The organism is Barnesiella sp. ET7, from assembly GCF_024733785.1.
Taxonomy (GTDB): domain Bacteria; phylum Bacteroidota; class Bacteroidia; order Bacteroidales; family Barnesiellaceae; genus Barnesiella; species Barnesiella merdigallinarum.
In genome coordinates, this window is sequence record NZ_JANRHM010000005.1 from 131,022 (window position 1) to 143,990 (window position 12,969).

At 52.3% G+C, this 12,969-nt stretch carries 9 protein-coding genes; 3 read left to right on the forward strand and 6 right to left on the reverse strand.

Going from position 1 to position 12,969, the window contains the following annotated elements:
• Nucleotides 1–7: 7 nt before the first annotated feature.
• From NW211_RS04685 to NW211_RS04705, 5 genes are all read right to left on the reverse strand, one after another.
• The gene (locus NW211_RS04685; RefSeq protein WP_258327086.1) at nucleotides 8–3,565 is read right to left on the reverse strand and encodes a SusC/RagA family TonB-linked outer membrane protein; all 3,558 of its coding nucleotides are present in this window, start codon (nucleotides 3,563–3,565) and stop codon (nucleotides 8–10) included.
• Between the two features lie 127 nt (nucleotides 3,566–3,692).
• The gene (locus tag NW211_RS04690) at nucleotides 3,693–4,625 is read right to left on the reverse strand and encodes a FecR family protein (RefSeq protein WP_087408363.1); all 933 of its coding nucleotides are present in this window, start codon (nucleotides 4,623–4,625) and stop codon (nucleotides 3,693–3,695) included.
• 140 nt (nucleotides 4,626–4,765) lie between these two features.
• Complete coding sequence (locus NW211_RS04695; RefSeq protein ID WP_087408364.1) at nucleotides 4,766–5,308, reverse strand: RNA polymerase sigma-70 factor; 543 nt, start codon at nucleotides 5,306–5,308, stop codon at nucleotides 4,766–4,768.
• A 342-nt stretch (nucleotides 5,309–5,650) separates the two neighbouring features.
• Nucleotides 5,651–5,812, reverse strand: a complete 162-nt coding sequence (locus NW211_RS04700; protein ID WP_164470573.1) for a hypothetical protein — start codon at nucleotides 5,810–5,812, stop codon at nucleotides 5,651–5,653.
• A gap of 76 nt (nucleotides 5,813–5,888) precedes the next feature.
• Nucleotides 5,889–6,479, reverse strand: a complete 591-nt coding sequence (locus tag NW211_RS04705) for an RNA polymerase sigma factor (RefSeq protein ID WP_258327087.1) — start codon at nucleotides 6,477–6,479, stop codon at nucleotides 5,889–5,891.
• A 330-nt stretch (nucleotides 6,480–6,809) separates the two neighbouring features.
• Here NW211_RS04705 and NW211_RS04710 point away from each other — a divergent pair, with 330 nt between their 5' ends.
• The 3 genes from NW211_RS04710 (at nucleotide 6,810) to NW211_RS04720 (ending at nucleotide 10,209) form a co-directional block, all read left to right on the forward strand.
• Entirely contained in the window at nucleotides 6,810–7,712 is a 903-nt protein-coding gene (locus NW211_RS04710) for a nucleotidyltransferase (RefSeq protein WP_087408367.1), read from the forward strand.
• Between the two features lie 485 nt (nucleotides 7,713–8,197).
• On the forward strand, nucleotides 8,198–9,559 hold the full coding sequence (locus NW211_RS04715) for an MATE family efflux transporter (RefSeq protein ID WP_258327088.1): 1,362 nt from the start codon (nucleotides 8,198–8,200) through the stop codon (nucleotides 9,557–9,559).
• Entirely contained in the window at nucleotides 9,556–10,209 is a 654-nt protein-coding gene (locus tag NW211_RS04720; protein WP_258327089.1) for a helix-turn-helix domain-containing protein, read from the forward strand. Before NW211_RS04715 ends, NW211_RS04720 begins: the two co-directional genes overlap by 4 nt.
• An 82-nt stretch (nucleotides 10,210–10,291) precedes the next feature.
• Here the strand turns inward: NW211_RS04720 and NW211_RS04725 are convergent, their stop codons facing one another.
• The gene (locus tag NW211_RS04725; protein ID WP_258327090.1) at nucleotides 10,292–12,742 is read right to left on the reverse strand and encodes a phosphodiester glycosidase family protein; all 2,451 of its coding nucleotides are present in this window, start codon (nucleotides 12,740–12,742) and stop codon (nucleotides 10,292–10,294) included.
• Between the last annotated feature and the right edge of the window lie 227 nt (nucleotides 12,743–12,969).

Consider the following 12,969-nt stretch of genomic DNA (forward strand, 5'->3'; position numbering starts at 1 on the left):
CTTTTCGTTAGAATGATGCTTTAAGAGAGATACCGAATGAACGGGTCGTGGGCATGCTGAAGATATCGACATTACCCAGAGCGTTTTGCGTACTCAACGATGTATCGGGATCGATGGGAGCGTTGATGTAGAGGAAGAAGAGGTTACGGGCGTTAGCCGAAACCGTGAGGTTCTTGCTTGGTCCGAAGAGATTGCGGAAGGTATAGGCCAACGAAATCTCGCGCAGACGGAAGTTGGTGGCATCGTATACATAATTACGACCTACTGGCGAACCACCTCCGATGGTTTGGTAATATTGGTCGACCGGTACCAAGGTGTTGGTACCCGGGATATACATAGCGGGTTTGGTTATGGTCCCATCTTCCGAGGTCCAGTAGAGGTTGTTGGCTATGGCAAGGTCGCGGGCTTCGGCTGTGCGTTGCGAGGTACCGAATTGGTCGAGATAAGCCTCGGTGAAAGAGATGACTTTACCCCCTACTTTACCGTCGATGAGGAAGTAGAATGATAAATCTTTGTAATTGAACGTATTGGACCATCCCAAAGTGTGTTTGGCATTCATGTTCCCCAGATATTCATTGGCTTGACCATTGAGTTTGAAGGGTGCTCCTGTATCTGGATCAACTACGATTTCACCTGTGATTTCGTCTCGCATGAAGTCCACAGCATAGAGATCGCCATATGAGCCTCCTTCTTCGAATTTGATTTTCAGACCGCTGAGGTTACCCATGTCAACTTCGTGGATATATTTCTGACCGTTTTGCTTGCGGGCTACGGTGAGGATCTTGTTGTCGTTGTAGGCGTAGTTGAAAGTGGTAATCCAACTGAAGTCGTTGTTGGGAGCAAAGATATACGATGCGGTCAACTCGACACCTTGGTTGCGCACTTTACCACCGTTAATATAGATCTCTTTACCGGCGGCACCTTCGTATTTCATGAACTGGTTTTTCATGATGGCGTTGTAGTAGGTAGCTTGCAACGAGATGGAGCGGTCGAGCAGGCTTACATCGAAACCGGCCTCGAACGATTGAGTCGTTTCGGGTTTGGGATCCTTGAAGTTGATGATGGCGCTACTGATGTAGGCACCGGTAGCCGGGTTGCGCGAGGCCGAAGCCAGGAACAAGTTGTTGGGAATCGAGTTACCTACCTCGGAGTAAGAGGCGCGGAGCTTCAGTTCGTTGATTTGGTCGGGCAAAGAGAGCAGTTTGTTCATCTGGGCCGAAGCTCCTGCCGAATAGTAGGCGAAGTGGGGGTCCATGTCTTTGAACTGCGTGAAGGCGCGGTACCAGTCGTCGCGGTAGCTACCCTCGACGGTTACCTTGTCTTGCCAGGTTACCTGAGCAGTAGCGAAGATGGCGCGTTCCCAGTTTTTGGTCGTAAGACCTCCGTAGTTGTCGCTGCTGTTGATGTAGATGTCGGAGAGCACAAACTGGTTGCACGAGAGGTCTTCGGTATAGGGAGCACCCGATTTGGCGATAGGGGTAATCATCCATTGGTCGTACGACGAGTTCATCATACTACCGCCGGCGTTTACACCGATGGTGAAGTCTTGAATCTGCTTGTTGTAGCTCAACATGAAGTCGCCGTAGAAGTCGCTCGATTTGGTGTGGTCGAGGATGAGGCGGCCGCGGTCGATCATTTCGGCATTACCCCAAGTCGAGGCATATTGGCGATTCTCGTCGTTGCGCTCGTTGTAGTCGTATTTGATACGGGCCTGCAGGTTGAGGTCGGGGATAATCTGCCAGTTGGCCGTGATGCTGCCGAAGGTACGGTTGATTACCTCTTCGCTGGTCATGCGGTTGAGCAACCACCAGGGGTTGTTCAGGTTGATGGCGTCGGTAAACCATACTTGTTTGCCGTAATTCGAGTCGGAGAGTGTAACGGTTCTACCATTTTCTATTACAGATATGGGCATTCCATTGCTACCTACTTGCGATACAATATAGCTGTATGGGTTGGATTCCCAAGTCGCGTTGGTGTCGTAGTAGTTCTTGCGATACCAGTTCATGTCGAGGTTACGCGGCGAGGTGTAGAGTTGATAGATGGGGTTGAAGAAGGTACCACCGGTGGGGCGGTTTTTGGTCTTCTGGTTGATGTAGTTGGCCGAGATGTCAATCTTGAGTTTGTCCTTGAAGAAGGAGAAGCTCTGACGCAGGGCGATGTTGTGACGCTCGAACTTGTTGGTCTCGACGATACCGTTGGCCGTCGTATTTCCGTAAGAGAAATAGGTCTGGGCCACTTTCGTACCACCGCTCAACGAGATGGAGTTGTTGAAGTTGGTACCCGTGCGGTAGAAGTCGCTGATATCGTATGAGTTGCGGGTAAGGTGATAGGGCGAGTTGGCTGTGTCGTAATATTCGTTGCCGAGGGAGTTCATGCGTTGGCCCCAACTGTATGATCCCATCGAAAATCCGTTTTCTACCGAACCCGACATCTGTGCACCGTATACGCTTTGTATCTGGGGCAACTTGAGCGGAGTCTCGAAGGTGGTGCTGCTCGATACATCGATACGCAACTGACCCTCTTTACCTTTCTTGGTGGTAATCATCAGTACACCGTTCGAAGCGGCGCTACCGTACAGGGCGGCCGAGTTGGCACCCTTCAGCACGGTGATTGACTCGATGTCGTCGGGGTTGAGTTGCGAAAGGGCGTCGCTGCTCTCTTTCGAACCGTCGGCCATCATCGTGGCACCGCCGCCGTCCATGTCCATCTGACCGTTTACGCTGTTCTGCATGGGCACACCGTCGATAACGATAAGGGGTGAGTTGTTACCCAGCATCGAGGCGTTACCACGCAACAGGATTTTCGAGGCACCACCGGCACCACCCGAGTTGGGCGTGATGACCAGACCGGCGCTCTTACCTTGCAGCGAGTTGATGAGGTTGGCCTCTTTGGCTCGGGTCAGCTCGTCGCCGCCTACGGTTTGGGTCGAGTAGGAAAGCGTCTCTTCCTTACGGGCGATACCCATGGCGGTAACCACTACCTCGTCGAGCAGCTTGGTGTTGTCGCGCATGACGATGTCGATTTTATCTTTCCCGTTGATGGGTTGTTTCACGGTTTGGTAACCGATGTAGGAGAACTCCAGTTCGTTGCTCCCGGCCGGAACCTTGATCGAGTAGTTGCCGTCGATGTCGGTGGCGGTGGCTACGCTGGTACCGGCTACTTTTACGGTGAGGCCGATGAGGGTTTCGCCCGAGGCGTCGGTCACGTTACCGGTTACGATTCTCGAGCCGTTGGTGGCTTGAGCGGCAGTGGCAGCACCCTTGTTGCCTTTGCCCTGCTCTTGAGCGACAGCTCTTTTCGAAAGCATGATGTTGGGGTTCTGTATCGAATAGGATACGTCGGTCCCTTTGAACATGATGTCGAGAACTTCGCTGACGGTTTTATTCTTGACGTTTAGGTTTACTTTACGCTGGGTATCCACTTGTGTATTGAAGACAAACAGACACTTCGCTTCTTTTTCGATCTTTTTCAGAACGTCTTCTACCGGAGTGTTCACTTCGGATAGGGAGATGCGAGAATACGCATCGGCGCTGGCTTCGAATGCGTAAGCCAGAGCAAAAGCCATGATAAGTGCTTTTAAACTTTTTCTATACATATGTGTGTTTATGGGTATTCAACAAGGATTGTGAATAAAAAATGTTTTGGGCGTTTCAGGGTAATAGGTGTGTTATATGTTCATAGGCATGGAGATGTTATTTGTGTTTTGCAGTTATGTAAATGGTATTATGTTCGTTGTTCCATTTGAAATCGAAATCGAAGTCGTGTTGCAGGGCGTGTAAGGCATGTTGTACACCGTTGTAGCGATAGAATTTACCGGTATAGCGCTCGTTGCTCTGTATCTCTCGGTCGATACTGATTTTTACGCCGAAGCACTTTTCAAAACCATCCATGAGCTCGGCGAACGATTGGTTTTTGAAATAGTAGATACCGTCTTTCCACAGTTCCGACTCGAGCGAGCGGATGACCGATTGCTTGAATTCGCCGTCTTTGAATTGAGCGCGGTAGCCCGGTTTGAGGGTCGCGCTCTTGTCGCCCGACGAGATTTTTACCGAGCCTTCGATGAGCGATACCATGAAGTCTTTCTCTTCGGTGGTTGAAGTGACGTAGAATTTGGTACCCAGCACCTTTATCTTTCCGTTGGGGGTGTTGACGATAAAGGGTCTCCATCGGTTGTGGGCAACTTCGAGGTAGGCTTCGCCCTCGATTTCGATGTTGCGTTGCAGCCCCATGAACGACGAGGGGTATTTGATGGTCGATTCGGCATTGAGCCATACTTTGGTACCGTCGGGCAAGAGCAGGGTGTTGCTGTTACCGGCGGGAACCGTGAGTGAGTAGAGGGGAACGATACGGTCGCTCAGCGTGAAGTAGAAGGCTCCGAAGGCTACCGAAAGCAGCAGAATGACTACTGCGGCAATGCGCAGAAGCTGTATGCGGTAGTGGCGGCGGAAGTCGTACTGGGTGTGCTGTATGGCGTCGGTCGATAATAAAACGGCATTGTATATGTTGCGTTCCCGGCAAAATTCCTTCAGGTTTTCGGGCGAGGCCTGTGCCCATGTCACGACCTCATTGCGCTCTTCTTCGGTGGCGCAATTCCCAAAATATCTATATAATGTTTCTTTTTTCATACATTATATAAACCTTATAAATCGTTGTATCCCTAGTTATAAAATAAGATTCTTTTATAAGGGGGGAGTTAAGGCGGGTCGTGGATGTCTGGGGTGAGGCTCTGCTTCTCTTTCGTTGGAAATACGGAGGCTGTTGTCGGTTACAGATAGTCTTTCAGGTTTTTGCGCAGCATGTTCAGACTTTTTGAGATGTGAAATTCCACACCTTTGACCGATATGCCGAAGTTCTCGGCGATGGTTTTGTAGGGTTTCTGTTCGAGGTACCGTTCGTAGAAGATTTCGCGGGTACGGTTGGGCAGGGTTTTGATGGTGTCGTTTACAATCTCTTCGATTTCGCTGGTGAAGAGCTCGGAGGGGTCGCACCCTTTGAGCGAGGAGATGTTGATTTCGATTTCGCCGATGAGATGGCGGTGCAGTTCGTCGTTCTTTTGCAGCAGGTTTTTGCGCTCTTCGAGTACGTCGATACACCGGTTGCGGATGATGGTAAAGATATATCCTTTTATGTTGGTCGACTTGAAGGTCTCTTTGTCTTTGTTTTCCCAGTATTGAATGTATGACTCCATGACTACATCTTCGGCATCTTGCATATTCCCGAGATAGGAGTATGCAAATTGAATGAACCCATTTTTAGAGCTTCTAAAAATGTGGTTGAAATCGTTTTCTTCTTGAGTAATCGGTGTCATTAACTTTGAATTATATCAAAATCTATACCTCTCTTGAAAAGCATATCAAAGGTTTGCAATTCGTCTATTTTGTGTTTTTTTTCAATGATACTTAGATTTTTAAGGTCATAAATCGTGCATTCCATAAGGAAAATCGGCGTGCTAATATAATATTTATAGAATAAAAACGGAAATAGGCAACCTAATTTTTTTAAAAAAAGTTGTTGCACAAAGAAATGTGAAGAAGATAAAGGAGGGGTGATTGATTGTCTGTCTGGAGCAGGACCGATTCAGACGGAGAGAGAAGGGGGTGGGGCCGATACTCAAAGGGGGAGTCCCTGTTGGCAGGAATCCCCCTTTGTATCAGTTATTCACGAATCCGCCCAATGAGGTCGGAAGTTGCGGCTCGAACGAGTAGGCTCTGGCAAATTGCCTGATAAAGTCGATTGTCGAGGCCGACGGCTGTTGTTGCGTCTTTGAGCTTCTCACTGTCAGGGTGTCTTTGGGAGTAGAGGTTTTTTTCATAGGCCGAAGTGTTGATGTTTGTATATGGTAAACGTCGTCGGCCTGTGATTTATTATCTGTGAGGTGCTCTTTTTTATTACAGAGTGAGAACAATGTTGTTCTCTTCGGCCATTTTCCGCAGGTTGAGTATGGCATAACGCATCCGCCCCAGTGCGGTGTTGATGCTTACCTGGGTGTGGTCGGCAATCTCTTTGAAGCTCATGTTTTTGTAGTAGCGCATGATGAGAACCTCGCGCTGCGAGTGGGGCAGAGCTTTGATGAGTTTGCGTATGTCGGCCTCGATTTGGTTGTGTACGATGGCGTCTTCGACCGTACCCTCGCTCAGCTCCTTGCGGTTGAAGATGTCCATGGTTTCGTTGTCCGATACGACGTAGTTGTCGGCCTTCTCCTGGCGGAAGAAGTCGATGATGAGATTGTGGGCGATACGCGAAATCCAGGCCGGGAACTTGCCGTTCTCGGTGTAGCGTCCCTGCTTGATGGTCATAATGGCCTTGACAAAGGTCTCCTGAAAGATGTCGTTGGCCAACTCTTTGTCTTTGACAATGTAGAAAATATAGTTGAAAGTACGGGCCTGATGACGCTTGAGCAATACATCAAAAGCTCCATTATTACCTTCGGCATACAGCGCAACCAATTCTTCGTCGGTGCGGTCGAATAAATCGTTCATTACTACCTCTCTTTTTTTTATTCCAGCGTAATGTTTTGTCGATAGGCAATCTTATTTTAGAGTGATTCAATAATTATTATTCGTTGCAAATAAAGATGTTTTTTTTGAAAACGGAAAGCAAAAATAGAATTTTTTTGTGCTATCGTTTCATTTTTAACATAGTTGCCGTGAACAAAATCGGTTTGTTAGCATTGTGTTTCTTCTGTTTTCGAGCCGATTAACGAGACCTTTCTCAGAGCCGGAGGTGAAAAGTCGGGAGCGCATGGGTGCATTATCATAAAAAATAATTACATTTGCAACTCATGGAAAACTAAAAAACAAGAAACTGTTATGAAACCAACTCTTTTTGTATTGGCCGCCGGTATGGGTAGCCGGTATGGGGGCTTGAAGCAACTCGACGGACTGGGCCCCAATGGTGAAACGATTATGGATTATTCGATATTCGACGCTTTGCGTGGGGGATTCGGTAAAGTAGTTTTCGTCATCCGTAAAGATTTCGAACAAGATTTCAGAGAGAAGATTCTTTCCAAATACGAAGGACATATCCCGTGCGAACTGGTGTTCCAGTCGATCAACGACCTGCCCGAGGGCTTTACCTGCCCCGAAGGCCGCACCAAACCGTGGGGTACCAACCACGCCGTGCTCATGGGCAAGGATGTGATTAAAGAGCCGTTTGCCGTCATCAATGCCGACGACTTCTACGGCCGCGAGAGCTTTGCCATCCTGGCCGACTATCTGAAGAATCAGGAGGGTAAGCAAAACGACTATTGCATGGTGGGTTACCGGGTAGGCAACACCTTGTCGGAGAGCGGTACCGTGGCTCGCGGTATCTGCGAGACCAATGCCGCCAAACACTTGACTTCGGTGGTTGAGCGTACGCAAATCGAGCGTCGCGACGGCCGGGTCATGTACAAGGAGGACGACGACAGCTGGACGGCTATCGACGACAATACGCCCGTGTCGATGAACATGTGGGGCTTTACGCCCGATTATTTCAAATACTCCGAAGAGTATTTCGTTAAATTCCTCCAGGAGAATGCCGGCAATATCAAGGCCGAGTTCTTTATCCCGCTGGTAGTCAACGACCTCATCCAATCGGGTAAGGCTACGGTTACGGTACTCGACACGCCGTCGAAGTGGTTTGGTGTGACTTATGCCGCCGACCGTCAGTCGGTTGTCGACAAGATTCAGGCACTGGTCGATGCCGGTGAATATCCTGCCAAGCTCTTCTAATCGAGCGGCTTGACATAAAAGTTTATCAGAAGAGAGAGGTTGTCTCGCGTGAGTGCAACCCCTCTCTCTTTGTCTCTCGGTGGGGTGGGGCAGGATGTTGGGCCCGTGGGGGCTGAATGGAGAATCAGATAGGGATGGGGGCGAATTGGTATAGCCAAACCTCGAAAACTGTGTTTTCGGTTTGTCACTACTCTCACCTTTCGCTATCTTTGAAGAAGATAGGGGGCGGCTCGGTATAGCCAAACCTTGAAAACTGTGTTTTCGGTTTGTCTCTACTCTCACCTTTCGCTATCTTTGTTACACGAAGATAGGATGCGGCTCGGCCAAGCAAATCATGCAAGCATCTTTGCTTGTCGCTCGCCTTTCACTATCTTTATAGAAGATAGGATACGGTTCGGGATAAAAAATATCTGAAACGATGTTTCGATATTTTATTCTCCTCTCACCTTTCACTATCTTTGCACGCTGTTTTTGAAATGGTATTTATGAATGCGATTCCACTATTGCCTTATAAGCAACAGGTCGTTTCGTTGCTGAAACTGGGACTCCCCATTGTCGTGGGGCAGTTGGGCATGATTATATTGGGACTGGCCGATACGGTGATGATCGGGCACCACAGTACCGAGGAGCTTGCGGCTGCTGCCTTTGTCAACAATGTATTTAACCTGGCTATTATTTTTGCGACGGGTTTCTCGTACGGACTTACTCCTCTGATCGGGATGTTGCAGGGGACCGGCAACGTGCAGGGCATCGGGCGGGTTTTCCGCAATGCCCTCGTGGCTCACACGGCAGTGGCGGTGCTGCTCACGGTTATCATGTATGTGGTCTACTGTTTTGTCGATCGGCTGGGACAGCCGGTGGAGTTGTTGCCTTACATACGGCCCTATTTTGTCTTGCAGCTCATCTCGCTCATTTTCGTGATGCTCTTCAACAGCTTCCGGCAGTTCTCCGAGGGGCTCACCGATACACGCACGCCCATGTGGATTTTGCTGGGGGGCAATGCTCTCAATATCATAGGGAACTATCTGCTCATCTACGGTAGCTTCGGTTGCCCCGAATGGGGGCTGTTCGGTGCCGGCGTGAGTACGCTGGTGTCGCGGGTAGTCATGCTGCTGGTCTTTGTGGGGATGGTGTGGTGGATGCCTCGCTACCGGGCCTATCGGGAGGCGATGCGCCATTCGCGCTTCAACCGCAACGACTTCGTGCAACTCAATGCCCTGGGGTGGCCGCTGGCCTTGCAGATGGGTATGGAGACGGCTGCCTTCTCGCTGAGCGCCATCATGGTGGGTTGGCTGGGCAGTGTGCCATTGGCGGCTCACCAGATTATGATTTCGGTCAGTACGCTGGGCTTTATGATTTATTATGGTATGGGTGCTGCCCTGGCGGTGCGGGTGAGCCACTTTATGGGACAGCGCGATTTCCCCAACCTGCGCCGGGCCGTACATGCCGGGCTGGGCATCATTCTGGTGCTGGCCGTGGCAGCCAGTCTCTTCTTCTACCTGGCTCGGGTGCCTATCGTATACAGTTTCACCGAAGACCCCGCGGTGATGGCTCTTGTGGTGGTGCTCATCTATTCGCTCATCGTCTACCAGTTTGGCGATGCCTTGCAGATTACCTTTGCCAACGCCCTGCGGGGGACGGCCGACGTGAAGCCCATGATGTGGATTGCCTTCGTGGCCTATTTCGTGATAGCCTTGCCGGTAGGATACCTGTGTGGTTTCACGCTCGACGGTGGAGTCGTGGGGGTGTGGGTCGCCTTCCCGGCAGGATTGTTCTCGGCCGGCTTCCTCTTTTGGCTGCGGTTCCGCTACCGCCTGCGTAGATTGATGAAGGAGGGGCAGGTATGAAGCCGGTATCCGACAAAGCCTATCTGCAACAGCTCATCGACGAGGGAGAGCACCAGCAGCAGGATTTCAAGTTCGAAATCTCCGATGCCCGCAAGATAGCCCGCTCGCTGTCGGCCTTTGCCAATACCGACGGTGGCCGGTTGCTCATCGGGGTGAAGGACAACGGCCGCATTGCCGGGGTGCGCTCCGAAGAGGAGATTTACATGATCGAGGCGGCGGCCCGGCTCTACTGCCAGCCGCAGGTCGATATTGTCATGCACACCTATACGGTCGATGGCAAGACGGTGCTCATTGCCGAGATACCCAAGGCTCCGGAGAAACCGATACAGGCCCAGGTGGCTCCCGGCAAATACATGGCCTATGTGCGCATTGCCGACGAGAACATACTGGCTACGGCCGTGCACCTGGCGGTGTGGCGGCAGAAGAACAGCAAGCGCGGGTCGCTTGTGGAGTATACCGAGCGCGAGCAGATGTTGCTCGACTATCTGGCCGAGCATGGCGAGATAACGGTGAGCAAATACAGCCGGTTGGCCCGGCTCTCGTATCGGTCGGCCGTGGAGCATATAGCTCGCTTTGTCCGCTTCGGGTTGCTCGAGGTCTGCTTCGAGCATCACAAGTTTTATTATCGGTTGCGGCAAAGCGAAGAGTGAGGTTGAATAAGCTCGAATGATAACATAAAACGGGGGAGAGTGGTCGCACACCGCTCTCCCCCGCTGTTATAATAACCTTATCTTATTTTACCCTGAATTTCAAACTTTGAGTCTGGCCGTTGGCCCGAATTGTCACGAGGTATATCCCGGGCGTGAGGAAGCGGTCGGGCAGGGGGTAGGTGTAGGTGCCCGGCAGTTCGCGGGTGGTGGTGTAGGCGGTGAGTTGCCGTCCGTCGAGGGTCCACAGCGCGATGTCGGCCGCACCGGTGCGCGACAGGCGGTAGTGCAGCACGGGCGAGCCCTCGGTCGAGATCCAGGCAAAGCGGCTCTCGGCAACGGGGGGCGTTACGGCCGAGTTCTCCTTCACGGGGTAGTAGGCCCGCAGGTCTCGCAGGGGTATGGCTACCTCGGACCGGCTGCCGGCGTTGAGCACCAGGCGGATGGCCTGCAGCGTGAGGGGGAAGTCCTCGATGGGATATTCGCCACCCTCTTGGGCAAAGGCCCACGTGATAGTCTGGTCGCCGGTGTGAGAGGGCACATACTCGGGTTGCCAGTAGTTTTTACCCCCTTGGTGGGTGAAGTCGCAACGGATGTGTTTGATGGCGGCCAGCGCCTCGTCCGAGAGGTTGATTTGCAGCGAAATGGAGTCGGGCAGACTGTACAGCCGGTAGCTCTTGCCCAGTTCGACGTAGGGGTTGCGTCCCGCCTTCTGGTCGAACCGCAGCACGGCTCCGTCGCTCCATCCGGCCGGCAGCCCCTCGTGCGTGAGGGTGAGGGTGTTGGCTACGGTCGAGGCGAGGGGGTAGTCGGTGAGGTCGGCAAAGTCTTCGTGTACGAGTGTAGCCGGGGTCACCTCTACCGTTACGTGCAGATTTACCGTGAGGTCACCGAGGGTGCCGGTGAGGGTAGTCTCACCGTTGGCCAAGCCTTTGATTACCCCCTCGTCGATGCGGCAGCACGAGGGGTTGGTCGAGCTCCAGGTGAAAGCTGCCGGGTCGAGCGTATATACCTGGCCGTTGATGCTCCCCTCGAGGTTGATGCGGTAGGGGCGCACACTGTCGATGAGCACTTCGTCGACAGCGATATGAATGCCTTCGACCGGTCGGGTCGATACCGGCAGCTCGGCCGAGATACCGTCCTTTTCGGCAATGATTTTACCCGCCATCACCGTTTCGCCGGCATGGAATACGGCCTCGTCGTCGACCCAACCCAGCTCGGCCGGTTCGCAGCGGAAGGTGAAACCTTCGACGTTACGCTCGACAATATCCTTGTATTGGTTCTGAGCCATGAGGGTGAGCGGTGCCATCGAGATAATGGGCACGTTCAACTGACTTTTCGAGAAGGTGTAGTGGGCCACCACGCTGTCTTCGGGGGCATTCGATACCACCAGCACGCCGTCCATGACCGGACGCAGCGAGCCGCGCCCCGGCAGGTTGAGCATGGTGTGGTTCACCACGATGGCCGTGGAGCCTCCGCTGTCGAAGTTGACCACGTTCCAGGCGCCGTGGGCCAGCATCCAGTTGGCTATGTCGATGCAGTTGATACCCACGCTGTTCTCCGAGAGTTCGGTGGCTACGAAGTAGACCGTCTTCCCGTCTTGCGACATGCCGGCCATGGTGCGGCACGAGAGCTCGTATTCGCGGCCGTTTTCAAAATCGTTGTATTCGCCCTCGTGCAGTTTCCCCTCGAAGGCGATGCTGGGGTAGCCGTGGAAGGCCTGCAGGATATTCTCGGGCGGGGTGCCGAACTTGCCGGGTATCAGTTTCTGCGAGATAGTGATTTCGCTGCCGACAGCCACACCGGGCAGGGCATCGCGTTTCGTGTTGCGCAGGAAGAGCACGAAATCGCTCTCGGAGGTTTGCAGCGGCGAGTCCGATACCTCGAGCACCTCGCACGCGGTAGGCTCACCGTTGATAATCCAGTCGCCGAGCGGGCGCAGCTTGATATACCGCCCCTCGGCATCGAGCGTGAGGGCGTTGAGGTTGGTAAAGAGCACGCAGTCGCCGTTGGTGTAGCCGATACCCCAGTTGAACTGGTCGATGGCTACCGACTCGCCGGTAGGCAGCGAGGCCGAGCACTGAGGCACGGGGAAGAATACCGAGGCCGTTTTGTCTTGTGTGATAGCAAAGGTAGAGCGACCGCTGCCCGACGACCAGGAGATGAGGCCGTTGCTGGCGTTGAGCCCGATGCAGATGCCGGCATCATAGCTGAAGAAGTCGTGGTTGAAGGCGGCACACACCTTATGTCCCGGCCGGGTGAGCCGTTTCGACATGTCTTGCACCAGTTCGCGCGAGAGGTCGGGCACGGCGTTGTTCGACTGCACCTGCTCGATGGCATTGTAGGGGTTGGTCATGTCGATGGTGGTAGCCCACAGCGTGAGGGGTACCGATTCGTACCGTATCTTGATGTATTGGATGCCGGGGCCTATTTCGTAGTGTTCCAAGGTATCGGCCACTCCCCAGTCGGGAGCGGCAGCCTGTCCGGCCAGAATACCCATGGCTATCGAGGCAAGGAGAGTAAATCTTTTTCTCATGTGTTTTTATATATTAGTAAGACTTCTGTCGTTGGTCAAGTGTCCGCACAAGGCATGTTATGGGATTGTGCGGCCTGGTACGTCAGCGACTACTGCCTTGTGAGGCAGAACTCTGCACGTATTGACACTAACAAAGATAAAGTGCTTTTTTGGAAATCACTAAATAAATTATCCTAAAATATTGTATCTAAATATTATTTATTGTGATTCATGGGGTAGCTGTATTC